Source organism: Teichococcus deserti (genome assembly GCF_001982615.1).
Taxonomy (GTDB): Bacteria; Pseudomonadota; Alphaproteobacteria; order Acetobacterales; family Acetobacteraceae; genus Pseudoroseomonas; species Pseudoroseomonas deserti.
The window spans coordinates 1-13,551 of the sequence record NZ_MLCO01000058.1 but is presented as its reverse complement, the minus strand read 5'-3'; the positions used below and the strand labels follow the sequence as shown (position 1 = coordinate 13,551).

Below are 13,551 nucleotides of genomic sequence, written 5' to 3'. Positions count from 1 at the left end.
GCGATGGCCTGGGCCTGGGCCCACATCACCGCGACTTGGCCGCGCAGCTCGGCGGCGGTCGCGACCTCGGCCGGGGTGGGGGCGCGGCGGGCGGCCAGCAGCACCTCGGACATGCCGCCGATGCCGCCGGCGGCGAGGCGGGCCGACCACACCGCCTGCTTCATGCCCAGCAGCTGGCCGATGCCGGGATTGGCGCGCAGGATGATGTCGGTCAGCGCGGCGTCGGCCCGGGTCAGCGCGTCCAGATAGGCCTGGCTCTCCCGCGCCGGGCCGGCATCGGCCTCGCGGCTGGCGGCCGTCAGCGCGGCGTCGATGCGGCCGCGCAGCGCGGTCATGGCGGCCTGGGCCGCGGCCAGCGGGCCGGTCAGCCGGGCGTCGAGCCCGGCGCCTTCCATGCGGCGCTGCGCCTCGGCGAAGGCGGCGTTCGCCCGGCCGCGCAGCTCGGCGATACGGGCGGTGGCGGCGGCATCGGCCGGGCCCTGGCCGGCGAGTGCGGCCAGCATGGCGGCGCGCTCGACCCGGGCGGCGTTCAGCGTGTCGAACAGCGCGGCGTCGATGCGCGACAGCGTCGCCACCCGCTCCGCCTGGCCGCGGGCGCGCCAGCCGTCCCAGACATCGGCGCCGCTGCCGGCGACGCCCAGCACGCCCAGCGCCCCGATCACCGCGCCCAGGATTCCCCGAACCGACATGCCCCGCACCGCCATGCCCTTGCTCTCCGCCATAGTCATCCCCTTTTGGGCCGGCCCCACAGGGGCGCGATTCGTCGAAAGCTGAGTCCAGGCTTGGCGCGTTAGGGCATGGGTGCTGACGCTTAATTAACCGTCTTCGCAGTTGCGAGATAAGGAGCGCCAGCGAAGCGGATATTGCTTCATGTATGACGTCATACAATGCTACCGCTGCGGCGTCCCGGCTCTGGTCCGGGCGCCAAAAGCACAGGGGAGGGATGCATGCAGGATCTTTCAGGGCGCCGCGCGCTGCTGGCCGGCGGGCTTGGCTTGGGGGCGGCGCTGCTGGCCGCGCCGGCCCGGGCGCAATGGGCGCCGGCCGAGCGCTATCCGGATCCGGCGATCCGCATCCTCGACCCCAGCTTCGCCCGCTATCGCCTGGCGGCCGGCGCCGTAGAGCGGCTCTGGACCGGCGCCCGCTGGTCGGAAGGCCCGGTCTGGCTGGGCGACCAGCGCGCGCTGATCTGGAGCGACATCCCGAACAACCGCCTGCTGCGCTGGAGCGAGGCGAGCGGCGCGGTGGAGGAGTTCCGCAAACCCTCCAACTTCGCCAATGGCAATGCGCGCGACCGCCAGGGCCGGCTGATCAGCTGCGAGCACCTGACCCGCCGCGTCACCCGCACCGAGTTCGACGGCTCGATCACCGTCCTCGCCGACAGCTTCGACGGCAAGCGGCTGAATTCTCCCAATGACGTGGTGGTCAAGTCGGACGGCTCGGTCTGGTTCACCGACCCGCCCTTCGGCATCCTCGGCCATTACGAGGGCGAGCCTGCGCCGGTCGAGCTGCCCACCAGCCTCTACCGCATCGACCCTGCCAGCCGCGCGGTGACGCTGGTCACCGACCGCCTGAACCGCCCGAACGGCCTGGCCTTCTCGCCGGACGAGAAGCTGCTCTATGTCATCGAGGGCGGGCTGACGCCGCGCGTCATCCGCAGTTTCGACGTCAACCCGGACGGGCAGGGGATCGGCGCCGGCCGGGCGCTGTTCACCTGCGCCGAGGGCGAGACCCCGGACGGCTTCCGCGTCGATGTCGACGGCAATCTCTGGTGCGGCTGGGGCATGGGCAGCGACGCGCTCGACGGCGTGCGCATCATCAACCGCGACGGGAAGCCGATCGGCCATATCGCCCTGCCGGAGCGCTGCGCCAATCTCTGCTTCGGCGGCCGGCACCGCAACCGGCTGTTCATGGCGGCGAGCAAGTCTTTGTACTCCGTCTACGTGAACACGCAGGGCGCCGCGCTGGTCTGAGCCACGCAGGACTTGTAGAACCCGTCGCGCCAACGGCGCGACGGAACTGACAGAACAATGGAAAGGCTGGACTGCGACCGGATGTTCATCGCGGTGCTGGAGACGGGCAGCTTCTCTGCCGCGTCGATCCGTCTGGGCACCAGCTCCGGCCAGGCCTCCAAGCTGGTGGCGCGGCTGGAGGCGCTGCTCGGCGTCCAGCTGATCAGGCGCAGCACCCGGGCGCTGGCGCCGACCGAGCTCGGCCAGGCCTATTACGAGCGGCTGCGGCCGCTGCTGGCCGAATTCGAGACGCTGGATGCCTCGATCCGCCAGGCCTCGGGCGCGCCGGCCGGGCGGCTCAGGCTGTCGGTGCCGATCAGCTTCGGCACGGCGCAGCTGACGCCGCTGCTGCTCGATTTCGCGGCCGCCTATCCGGGGATCGAGCTCGACCTGCATTTCTCCGACCGGCCGGTCAGCCTGGTCGATGAGGGCTTCGACGCCGCGCTGCGCATCGGCCAGCCGGAGGACAGCCGCCTGATCGCGCGCCGGCTCTGCGACATCCGCGTCGCCTGCGCGGCCTCGCCAGGGTATCTGGCGGCCCATGGCACCCCGGCGACGCCTGCGGATCTGGTGGGACATGCGCTGATCATCGACAGCAACCTGCGCGACCCGCTGCACTGGCGCTTCGCCGGCGATGTGAAGGTAGCGGTCGCCGGCCGGCTGCGCTTCTCCAATGCCGAGGCCTGCGCCCGTGCCGCCGAGGCCGGCTTCGGCATCGCCCGCCTGCCCAGCTTCGTCGCCGGCCCGGCCTTGCGCGACGGCCGCCTGGTGCCGCTGCTGCGCGACGTCGAGCCGCCCGCCTTTGGCCTCTATGCCCTCTACCCGCCGGCGCGCCAGCTGCCGCTGAAGCTGCGGGTACTGGTCGACTTTCTGGCCAGGGCCTTCGCGGCGACCCCGCTTTGGGACCAGGGCTGGTGATCTCTTCCGGATCGGAAGAAGAAAGCCCCGATCCGGCCCGGTAATCGCGGGGTTCGGCAGCGAGCATCTTCCTGGCGACGAAGACCATGCCCTCTGCCCGACTGTTCCAGGTCGCCTGGGCTGAAAGGAAAGAACGATGGCCAACCGCCTCTTCGACCCGCGCATCGGCCAGGTCACCCTGGTGGTGCACGACCTGGACCAGGTCAGCGGCTTCTACCAGCGCGTCATCGGCCTTTCGCTGCTGGCCGCGGGCGGCGGCGAAGCCGTCCTCGGCGCCGGCGGGACCCGCTTGCTGACGCTGCGCCAGGACCGCGCCGCCCGCCGCAGCAGCCGCCGCGAGGCCGGGCTGTTCCACACCGCCTTCCTGCTGCCGGACCGCGCTGCGCTCGGCCGCTGGCTGCGCCATGCCGCGGCGATCGGGCAGCGCATCGCCGGCGCCTCCGACCACGCGGTCTCGGAAGCCATCTACCTGGCCGATCCCGAGGGCAACGGCATCGAGGTCTATGCCGACCGCCCCGAGGCCGCATGGCGTTGGCAGGACGGCCAGGTCACCATGGGCACCGAGCCGCTCGACCTGCCGGCGCTGCTGTCGGCGGGCGACGGCCCGGCCTGGAACGGCGCGCCGGACGGCACCAGCATCGGCCATGTCCATCTGCAGGTCGGCGACACCGCGGCGGCCGAGGCCTTCTATGCCGGCAGGCTCGGCTTCGGCGTCACCGCCCGCTACCAGGGCGGCAGCTTCTTCGGCGCCGATGGCTACCATCACCAGCTGGCGGCCAATGTCTGGAACAGCGCCGGCGCCGGGCCGCGCGACCTGCCCAGCACCGGGCTGGCGGAGGTCGAGATCATCGGTGACCGCGACGAGCGGCATCTGGATCCCTGGGGCACCGCCATCACCCTCCGGCGCGGCTGAGCGCGGGCGGCCTCGGCTTGCCGGGGCAGGGGGCGCGGCCCATGCTGCGCCGCATGCTCCTGGCCCGCCTCGACGCGACTCCCGAACCTTCCAGCATCTGGCAAAACCCTTGGCCAGCGCGGTGACCGGTTCCGGCAGGCCGCGCTGGCAGTCGGCGTTGGGCGTCACCCTGACCATGCAGACCGCCGCCGCCGCGCTGGGCCAGACCCTGCCGGTGGTGGCCCCGGTGATGACCGACGCCATCTGGCTGTCCGGCCAGAGCATCGGCTACCTGGCCGGGCTGGGCTCGCTCGGCACCGCGCTGTTCCTGGCCTGCGGCGCGCCGCTGCTGCTGCGCTGGGGGCCGGTGCGCACGCTGCAGCTGGGTGTCGCGCTGGCGGGCCTGGCGATCGGCCTGGCGGCGCTGGGCTGGGCGCCGGCGCTGTTCGCCGCCTCGCTGCTGCTGGGCATCGGCTATGGCCCGACGCCGCCCGCCGGCAGCCGCATCCTGGCCGCCACCGCGCCGCCGCGGCACCGCACGCTGATCTTCTCGGTCAAGCAGGCGGGCGCGCCGCTCGGCGCGGTCATCGCAGGCCTGGTCGGGCCCGCCGTCGCGCTGCGCTACGGCTGGGAGGCGGTCTGCCTGCTCGGCCTGGCCTTCGGCCTGGCCGCCGGCGCCGTGGTGCAGCCCTGGCGCGCGACGCTCGATGCCGGGCGCGAGGCCGCGCGCCCGATCGGCCCGCGCGCCCTGCTGGCGCCGAGCAACCTGGCCGCACCCTTCTCCGCCCTGTCGCTGCATCCGCTGCTGCTGCCGCTGGCCCTGCTGAGCGGCGCCTTCGCCTGCCTGCAGGGCTCGCTCTTCGCCTTCGTCGTCACCTGGCTGGTCGCCAAGCACGGGCTGTCGCTGACCGAGGCCGGGCTGATCTTCGCCACCATGCAGGGCAGCGGCGTCGCCGCCCGGCTGCTGCTGGGCTGGGTCGCCGACCGCAGCGGCCGGCCCAGCCTGGTCCTGGCCGTGCAGGCCTTCGCCGGCTCGGCGCTGGCCGCAGTCTTCGCGCTCGCCCCGGTGGGCACGCCGGCCTGGCTGCTGGGCGCCATGGCCGCCGCCTGCGGCTTCGTCGCCGCCAGCTGGAACGGCATCTCGCTGGCCGAGGTCGCCCGCGTCGCGCCCGAGGGGCGCATCAGCGACGCCACCTCCGGCGTCACCCTGCTGGTGTTCTTCTGCTACTTCGCGGCGCCCTTCGGCTTCGCCCTGATGGTCGCCGGCTTCGGCTGGACCCTGCCGCTGCTGGTGATGGCCGCGCTGCCGGCCGCCATGGGCCTGCCGATGATCCCCCGCCTGCTGCGCGGCTAACCGCCGCGCCGGCCAGAATCGACTTGTTCACGTTCCGTTCTTGGTGGTAGCTCTGCCTCACCGGAGGGCCGCGTCGCTTCGCCGCCGCCCTGTCCTTCGCGACCATGAGGAACAATCCGATGTCCGATCCCCGCGTGCCGCTGCGCCTGGCCGACCCGGCCGAGATCGCCGGCCAGATCTCCTTCGCGCTGCGCTATGACGAGCGCGGCCGCAGCCGCCCGATCGCCCCGGGCCGGCCGCTCGGCGAGTTCACCGCCGACCGCACCGCCGAAGCCGTGCTGCGCATGCTGGAGCGCGGCGGCTATGTCATCATGAAGACCCCCCAGGCGGCGTGATGCCGGGCTAACCCCCGGCATGACGGGACGGGCAGGGGGCCGCCGCCTCCTGTCCTCTTGTCAGACAAGTCCTTGACCGGAATCTTCCGGCGTCGTCACACTTCCCTGGCCAAGAAAGAGAAAGCCCGCAACCGGGGCCGGCAGGGCCGCTCGCGCCTTCGCCCGGACCTTCGGGGGGCCAGGGAAGGGGATCGAGGCATTGCAGCTTTCGGACAGAGTGACCGGGGGATTCCTGGTGGCGCTGGGCGGCGTCGCCGTCTATGGCGCCAGCCTGCAGCCCGGCGTGCCCGGCCAGGATGTCGGGCCCAGCGTCTTTCCCACCATCATCGGCCTCGGGCTGATCGGCTGCGGCCTGCTGATCCTGCTGCGGGTCGGCCACAGCTTCGAGGCCCCCGACGACGTCATCCCCGCCGCTCCCGGCGAGGCGCTGCCGCAGCCGCCGCGCTTCGCCGAGATCCGCGCCTTCATCCCGCCGCTGCTGCTGGTCTTCTACACGCTGGTCGCCGACTGGCTGGGCTTCCTGCCAACGGCGGCGGTGATGGTGCTGGTCGTCGCCCTGGCGCTGGGCGCGCGCTGGCGGCTGGCGCTGCCGCTGGCGGTGCTCGCCCCGCTCGGCATCGCGACGATCTTCATGAAGCTGCTGCGGGTGCCCCTGCCCGACGGCATCCTGCCGCTGCCCTGGTGAGCGCGCCATGAACGATCTCCTCGAAGGCTTCCGCCTGGTCGGCCAGATGGATGTGCTGATCGCCATCCTGGCCTCGTCCATCTACGGGCTGGTGGTGGGCTCGCTGCCCGGGCTGTCGGCCACCATGGCGACCGCGCTGCTGGTGCCCGTCACCTTCTACCTGTCGCCGATCGCGGCGGTGGCGACCATCATCTCCGCCTCGGCCATGGCGATCTTCTCCGGCGACATCCCGGGCTGCCTGCTGCGCATCCCCGGCACGCCCGCCTCCGCCGCCTACACGGACGAGGCCTATGCCATGACCCGCAAGGGCCAGGCGGAGCTGGCGCTGGGCACCGGGCTGTGGTTCTCGGCCGTCGGCGGCATCATCGGCACGCTGTCGCTGGTGGTGATGGCGCCGCTGCTGGCCGAGGTGGCGCTGAACTTCTCGTCCTATGAATACTTCTGGCTCGCCGTGCTCGGGCTGATGTGCGCGACGCTGGTGGCGCGCTCCTCGCCGGTCAAGGCGATCGCCTCGATGCTGCTCGGGCTGCTGGTCTCCTGCATCGGCATGGAGAATCCGGCCGGCGCGCCGCGCTTCACCTGGGGCCAGCCCGACCTGCTGGGCGGCATCGAGCCGCTGCCGGCGCTGGTCGGCGTCTTCGCCCTGTCCGAGGTGATGCGGGCCCTGGCCACCTTCGACCCGCCACCGCTGCCGCGGCGGAAGTTCGGCAGCATCATGGCCGGGCAATGGGCGCTCACCAAGATCTACCAATGGCCGATGTGGCGCGGCAATGTCATCGGCATCATCATCGGCGTGCTGCCGGGCGCCGGCGCCGACATGGCCGCCTGGGTCAGCTACGCCATGTCGAAGCGCTTCTCCAAGACGCCGGAGAAGTTCGGCACCGGCCATCCCGAGGGATTGGTCGAGGCGGGCGCCAGCAACAACGCGTCGCTGGCCAGCGGCTGGGTGCCGGCGCTGCTCTTCGGCATCCCGGGCGACACCATCACGGCGATCGCCATCGGCGTGCTCTACATGAAGGGGCTGAACCCGGGGCCGACGCTGTTCACCGAGCGCGCCTCCAGCATGTACGCCCTCTACATCATCTTCATCCTCGCCAACATCATCATGATCCCGCTGGGCATCATCATGATCCGGCTGGCGGCGCATGTGCTGCGGGCGCCGCGGGCCTCGATCATGCCGATCATCCTGATGCTCTGCGCGGTCGGCGCCTTCGCCACCGGCAACAACATGTTCTCGGTGCTGATGGTCGGCTTCTTCGGCGTGGTCGGCTACGTCATGGAGCGCAACGGCTATCCGGTCGCCGCCCTGGTGCTGGGCATCGTCATGGGCTCGATGGTGGAGCAGAGCTTCGTCACCTCGCTGATCAAGTCGGACAACAGCCTGCTGCCCTTCATCGACCGGCCGATCTCCGGCGTGCTGGCGGCGATCACCGCCGGCGCCCTGCTCTGGCCGGTCGGCGCCTGGCTGCTGCGCCGCCGCACCCGCACCCGGCCGCCGCTGCAGCGCCCCGCGTGATGCTGGCTGCGGCCCAGGCTTTCGTTCATAGTTCGAGATGAACCGGCATCCATGCCGGAGCAACCAAGACGACAGAATAGCTCAGGAAGGAAGGTCCCGATGACGTCATTTTCCCGCCGGACGCTGCTTGGCGCCAGCGCCGGTCTCGCCGCCGCGCCGCTCGCCGCCCCGGCCCTGGCCCAGCCGCGCTATCCGGCGCGGCCGCTGCAGCTGATCTGCCCCTGGGGCGCCGGCGGCGGCACCGACGCCACGGCGCGCATCGTCGCGGCCCTGCTGGAGAAGGAGCTCGGCCAGCCGGTGAACGTGGTGAACCGCACCGGCGGCTCCGGCGTGGTCGGCCATGCCGCCATCGCCAGCGCCAATCCGGACGGCTATTCGATCGGCATCATCACGGTCGAGATCGCCATGATGCACTGGCAGGGGCTGACCGAGCTGACCCATGCCAACTACACGCCGCTCGGCCTGGTCAACCGCGACGCGCCCGGCGTCCAGGTCAGCGCCAGCTCGCCCTACAAGGACATCAAGGCGCTGGCCGAGGGCATCAAGGCGAGCCCGCCGGGCCGGCTGAAGGCGTCCGGCACCGGGCAGGGCGGCATCTGGCACCTGGCGCTGGTCGGCTGGCTGCAGGCGATGGGGCTGAAGCCCGACCATGTGCGCTGGGTGCCCTCCAACGGCGCGGCGCCGGGGATGCAGGACCTGGTGGCGGGGGGCATCGACATCGTGCCCTGCTCGATCCCCGAGGCGCGGGCGATGCTGGATGCCGGCCGGGCCCGGAGTCTGGCGATCATGTCGCCGCAGCGCGACCCGCAGTTCCCGGATATCCCGACGCTGAAGGAGAGCCTGGGCGTCGACTACCAGACCGCGGTGTGGCGCGGCATCGGCGGCCCCTTGAAGCTGCCGGCCGAGATCAGCGCCCGGCTGACCGCCGCCCTGGAGAAGGTCTACAAGTCCGAGCAATATGCCGAGTTCATGAAGTCGCGCGGCTTCGGCATGGACTGGGCGGACGGCGCCGGCTTTGGCCGCGTGATGGCCGAGACCGATGCCGCGATGGGCGTGGCGATGAAGGCGGCGGGCCTGGCGAAGGCTTAACTGACAGGAAGAGAAGGGGGCGCGGGGGAATTCCTTCCCCCGCTGCTTGCTTTCTCCGGGTTGTCATTCGTTGCCCCCTTCCGGTCCATGCTGCAACGCGTCAAAGGGATGGTTTCCCCGGGACGCCGTTCATGGACCGCACGCTGACGCAGGGCATCCTGCTGGCTTTCCTCGCCTATCTTGCCTATGCGGTCTCCGACGCCTCGGTGAAGCTGCTGGAGGGCCAGATCAGCGCCTATGAGGCGGTGTTCTTCGGCGCCCTCTCCGGCATTGTCGCGATCCCCTGGGTGAAGCGCCCTGGCGAGCGGTACCGCGACATCTTCCGCGCCAGGAACCGCATCATGTGGGGCGTGCGCGCCGGGGCCGCCGCGACCGGCAGCCTGGGCAGCGTGGTGGCCTTCACCCATCTCTCGATGGCCGAGGCCTTCTGCCTGCTGTTCCTGATGCCGACCTTCGTGACCCTGCTCTCGGTGGTCTTCCTGAAGGAGCAGGTGGGGTGGCGGCGCTGGGGGGCGGTGCTGCTGGGCTTCGTCGGCGTGCTGGTGGTGCTGCGCCCGGGCTTCCGCGAGCTGAACATCGGCCATGTCGGCGCGGTGGTCGGCGGGCTGTCCGGCGCCGTCACCGTCGTCACGCTGCGCGCCTTCGGCCAGACGGAGAAGCGGATTTCTCTCTATGGTGCCGGCCTGATCGGGCCGATCCTGGCGACAGGGCTGCTGATGCTGCCGGGCTTCCTCTGGCCCACGCCGCTGCAATGGCTGTGGATCCTGGGCTACGGGCTGCTGGCGGCGGCGGGGAACATCCTGGTCATGCTGGCCTCGGCGCGGATCCCGGCCAGCCTGGTGGCGCCGGCGCAGTACAGCCAGATGATCTGGGCCATCCTCTTCGGCTACTGGGTCTTCAACGATCACCTGGAGCCGATCATGGCGGTGGGCGTCGCCATCATCCTGTTCTCCGGCGTGCTGACCTTCAAGCGCGAGGGCGTCCGCCGGCCCAAGGGCTGGAGCCGGGTGCCGCCCGTCCATCCCCAATAGGACGCAGCTCACGCTCCGCCGGATGTGTCCGGGGCTGGCGGCAGCGTGAAGCCGTCCGCCATTCCCTGGCCGCGATGCGCCTCGCAGAATTGCGGCGACGGCGCAGGCCGCGGCAGCGGGCCGCGGCGCCGGACGGAGACGGCGTGGCGATGCAGGCCTGGCAGCAGGACAGAACTCGGCGGCTGGCCCGGCCGCTGCTCGGCATGCTGCTGGCGGCGGGGGCTTTCCCCGCCCTGGCGGCGCCGCCGGCGGGCAGCCCTGCGCCGGAAGCGCCGCGCGCCATCCGGGCCGGCATCTCCACCGACACTGCGCCCCCGCCCGGGCTGCGCGACCTCTTCGCCGCTCCCGCCCCGGGCGAGGCGCCGCCGCCGGCTCCGGGCCCCGCGCCGGCGCCCGGCATGGCCAATCCCTTCGCCGTGCCGCTGGCGCCGCCGGCCGGGCAGCCGGCCAGCCCGCCTGCGGCGGCCGAGGCCGGCTTCGCCTATCCCCCCGACCCCGCCGCCGCGCGTCGGGCGCAGGAAGACTTCCTGGCCCGGCTGCGGCAGAACGACGCCAATGCCGCCCAGGCCCTGGCGCCGATCTTCGCGCAGCACGACATCGGCCAGATCTACCAGGGCATCACCGCCAGCTACGGCATCCGCCCGCATGACGTGGCCGATGCCCTGACCGCCTATCTGGTGCTGGCCTGGATGATCGCCACCAACACGCCGGAGCCCGATCCGCGCAGCCTGCCGATGGTGCGGCGCCAGGTCGCCACCTCGCTGGCGCGCGACGCCCGCATGGCCGATCCCGCCACCCGCGCCGCGCTCGGCGAGGAGTTCAAGATCCTCTTCGTCGTGCTGCATGGCGGCTGGCAGGCCGCGGCGCGCGAGGGCAATGCCGCCCGCTATGCCGAAGGGGCGGTCGCCATGTTCCGCCAGCAGGCCGGGCTGGACCCGCGCAGCCTGGTGCTGGACGCGCAGGGCTTCCACCGCCGCGGCTGAGGCCGCGCCCTCCGGTTGCCGCTGGCGGGCTCGCATGGCAGATTGCGCCCCCGCCCGCGCGTTCTTTGCCTGGGCGAGACGGTTCACGGGTGCTGACAGGCGATGGCGGAGCGGCGGCAGGACGCAGGCGCGGGGGAGGACCCGCATCCCCTCCGTTTCGGCGGCCTCTTCCTGTGGCCGGCGCGGCATCTGCTGACCCGGGGCGAGGCCGGGCCGCCGGTCGCGCTCGGCAGCCGCGCCTTGGCGCTGCTGGTGGCGCTGACCCGCAACCCCGGCGAGGTGGTCGACAAGCGCCAGCTGATGGCCGAGGTCTGGCCCGGCCAGCAGGTCGACGAAAGCAACCTGCGCGCCCAGGTCGCCACCCTGCGCCGCGCGCTGGCGGCCGGCCAGGGGCTGGAGCGCGCCATCCTCAGCATCGCCGGCCGCGGCTATTGCTTCGTGGCGCCGGTGCAGACCGATGCCGTTCCCCCCGCGGCCGCCGACAAGCCTGTCGGCCGCCTGCCGCCGCTGCCCGAGCGGCTGGCCCCGGTGATCGGCCAGGCGGCCACCATCGCAGCCCTCGCCGCCGAGCTCGGCCGGCGGCGGCTGGTGACGCTGACCGGTTCGGGCGGCATCGGCAAGACGACGCTGGCGGTCGCCGTGGCGCGCGCCGCGGGGCTCGAGGTCTGCTTCGTCGATCTCGGCAGCCTGGCCGACCCGGCGCGGCTGCCCAGCCGCCTGGCCGCGGCGCTGGAGCTTGGCGCCGGCGGCGGCGACCTGCTCGGCGCCGTCGCCACCGCGCTGCAGGACCGGCCGCTGCTGCTGCTGCTCGACAGCTGCGAGGCGGTGATCGACGCCGCCGCCGCGGCGGCCGAGACGCTGCTGCGCCAGGTGCCATCCCTGCGCATCCTGGCCACCAGCCGCGAGCCGCTGCGCATCGAGGGCGAGTGGCGCTACCGCCTGCCTTCGCTCGGCGTGCCACCCGCGGTGGCGGCGGGGGATGCGGCGGCGGTGCAGGATTTCCCGGCGGCGCAGCTGTTCCTGCAGCGGATGCGCGCCGCCGGCGCCCGCGCGCCGCTGCGCGACGCCGAGGCACCGGCTCTCGCGGACATCTGCCGCCGGCTGGACGGCATTCCGCTGGCCCTCGAGCTCGCCGCCGGCCGCGCCGCGCAGCTCGGCATCGAGGGGCTGGCCAGCCGCCTGGACGAAAGTTTTTCTCTGTTGATGCAGGGCACGCGGACCGCCCTGCCGCGGCACCAGACGCTGCGGGCGACGCTGGAGTGGAGCCAGCGGCTGCTGGCGCCGGAAGAACAGCGCTTCCTGGCCATGCTCGCCATCTTCAAGGGCCCCTTCAGCCTGGAGGCGGCGCTGGCGCTGGACGCGCTGCATCACGGCCCCGGGCCGGAGGCCGCCCCGGTCGGTCACCTGGCCGACCTCGTGGAGAAATCCTTCATCCTGGCCGAGCCCGGTCCGGCCGGCATGCGCTACCGCTGCCTCGACGTGACGCGGGCCTATCTGCTGGGCCGGCTGGCCGAGCGCGGCGAGCTGCCGCGGCTGGCCGCCTGCCACGCCGCCTGGCTGCGCGGCGTCTTCGCGGCGGCCGGGCCGCTCTGGGCCAGCGAGCCGCCGGCCGAGCTGCGCCGCCGCCTGGCGCCGCATCTGGACAATCTGCGCGCCGCGCTGGACTGGACCCTGGGCGAGGGCTCGGCGGAGCCCGGCGCGGTGCAGACCGGGCTGGCGCTGGCGGTCGCCTCGGCGCCGCTCTGGGCGGTGCTGGGGCTGGTCGAGGAAAGCCGCCGCCGGCTGGAGGCGGCGCTGGCCGCCCTCGACCGCGCGCCGGCAACGCCGCCCTCTCTCGCGATGCAGCTGCACGCCGCCTTCGGCACGGTGGCGCTGCTGATGGGCGACGTGCCGGCCCAGGCGCGCGGCTGGGAGGGGACGCTGGCACTGGCCGAGCGGCTGGACGACCAGGAGCACCGGCTGCGCGCGCTCAACGGCCTGACCGTGGTCGCCATGGACCGCGACTTCCGCGCGGCGCTCGCCATGGCCGGGCGCTTCCGCGCCGAGGCGGCCAGCGCCCCCGATCCGAACGACGCCGCCATGGCCGACCGGCTGGTCGGCTATGTCCTGCACAACATGGGCGAGCAGGCCGAGGCCCGCCGCCTGACCGAGCGCATGCTGGCGCGCTACACCCGCCGCCCCGTCGCCTCGCATCTGGGGCGGATGAACTATTTCGACCAGCGCATCCTCAGCACCTCCACCCTGGCGCAGATCCTCTGGCTGCAGGGCCAGCCGGACCGCGCCATGGTCCTGGCCAATGCCGCGGTCGAGGATGCGCTGACCATCGACCATCCCTTCTCGCTGGGCTTCGCCGTGTTCCACGCCGCCCTGCCGCTGGCGCTGCTCTGCGGCGGGCTGCGCCATGCGGCGCCGGGCATCGCCCTGCTACAGGAGCGCCTCGGCCGGCATGGTGTCTGGCAGCCGCGGCGGGAGATCTTCGCCGGGCTGGAAGCGATCCGCGCCGCCGCGGAGGCAGGCGGCTCGGCCGCCGCGGGCACGGCGCGGCTGGCCGCGGCGCTGTCCAGCATGTCGCCCACCGCGCTGGCGCTGCGCTCCGGCCAGATCCGCGGCGGGCTGGCCGAGGGCTACAGCCTGACCGGCCGCCATGCCGAGGCGCTGGGCGAGATCGACGCCATCCTGGAGCGCACCCGCGGCAACCACGACCACTGGTACGAGCCGGAACTTCTGCGGCTGCGC

Annotated in this window: 12 protein-coding genes; 11 read left to right on the top strand and 1 reads right to left on the bottom strand. The window is 72.9% G+C overall.

Going from position 1 to position 13,551, the window contains the following annotated elements; translation table 11 throughout:
- Positions 1–722, bottom strand: a 722-nt coding sequence (locus BKE38_RS07430; protein WP_420014307.1) for a hypothetical protein, incomplete at its 3' end; no start/stop codon positions are given.
- A 225-nt stretch (positions 723–947) separates the two neighbouring features.
- Between BKE38_RS07430 and BKE38_RS07425 the strand changes: the two genes are divergently transcribed.
- The 11 genes from BKE38_RS07425 to BKE38_RS07375 all read left to right on the top strand — a co-directional run.
- Complete coding sequence (locus tag BKE38_RS07425) at positions 948–1,973, top strand: SMP-30/gluconolactonase/LRE family protein (protein ID WP_083747360.1); 1,026 nt, start codon at positions 948–950, stop codon at positions 1,971–1,973.
- Positions 1,974–2,030: 57 nt separating this feature from the next.
- On the top strand, positions 2,031–2,930 hold the full coding sequence (locus BKE38_RS07420; protein ID WP_076956716.1) for a LysR family transcriptional regulator: 900 nt from the start codon (positions 2,031–2,033) through the stop codon (positions 2,928–2,930).
- 136 nt (positions 2,931–3,066) lie between these two features.
- Complete coding sequence (locus BKE38_RS07415; protein WP_076956715.1) at positions 3,067–3,843, top strand: VOC family protein; 777 nt, start codon at positions 3,067–3,069, stop codon at positions 3,841–3,843.
- 109 nt (positions 3,844–3,952) lie between these two features.
- Positions 3,953–5,176: an MFS transporter gene (locus BKE38_RS07410; protein WP_131829509.1), complete on the top strand. Its 1,224-nt coding sequence runs from the start codon at positions 3,953–3,955 to the stop codon at positions 5,174–5,176.
- A 119-nt stretch (positions 5,177–5,295) separates the two neighbouring features.
- Positions 5,296–5,511, top strand: a complete 216-nt coding sequence (locus tag BKE38_RS07405; protein ID WP_076956713.1) for a hypothetical protein — start codon at positions 5,296–5,298, stop codon at positions 5,509–5,511.
- Between the two features lie 217 nt (positions 5,512–5,728).
- Complete coding sequence (locus BKE38_RS07400; protein ID WP_207553522.1) at positions 5,729–6,196, top strand: tripartite tricarboxylate transporter TctB family protein; 468 nt, start codon at positions 5,729–5,731, stop codon at positions 6,194–6,196.
- 7 nt (positions 6,197–6,203) lie between these two features.
- The gene (locus BKE38_RS07395; RefSeq protein WP_076956711.1) at positions 6,204–7,712 is read left to right on the top strand and encodes a tripartite tricarboxylate transporter permease; all 1,509 of its coding nucleotides are present in this window, start codon (positions 6,204–6,206) and stop codon (positions 7,710–7,712) included.
- A 99-nt stretch (positions 7,713–7,811) separates the two neighbouring features.
- Positions 7,812–8,801: a tripartite tricarboxylate transporter substrate binding protein gene (locus BKE38_RS07390; protein ID WP_076956710.1), complete on the top strand. Its 990-nt coding sequence runs from the start codon at positions 7,812–7,814 to the stop codon at positions 8,799–8,801.
- A 131-nt stretch (positions 8,802–8,932) separates the two neighbouring features.
- Positions 8,933–9,832 carry a DMT family transporter gene (locus BKE38_RS07385; RefSeq protein WP_076956709.1) on the top strand — a complete coding sequence of 300 codons (900 nt, stop codon included), beginning with the start codon at positions 8,933–8,935 and terminating at the stop codon, positions 9,830–9,832.
- A gap of 149 nt (positions 9,833–9,981) precedes the next feature.
- The gene (locus BKE38_RS07380) at positions 9,982–10,815 is read left to right on the top strand and encodes a DUF6683 family protein (protein WP_076956708.1); all 834 of its coding nucleotides are present in this window, start codon (positions 9,982–9,984) and stop codon (positions 10,813–10,815) included.
- Positions 10,816–10,917: 102 nt separating this feature from the next.
- Positions 10,918–13,551, top strand: a 2,634-nt coding sequence (locus tag BKE38_RS07375) for an ATP-binding protein (RefSeq protein WP_076956707.1), incomplete at its 3' end; no start/stop codon positions are given.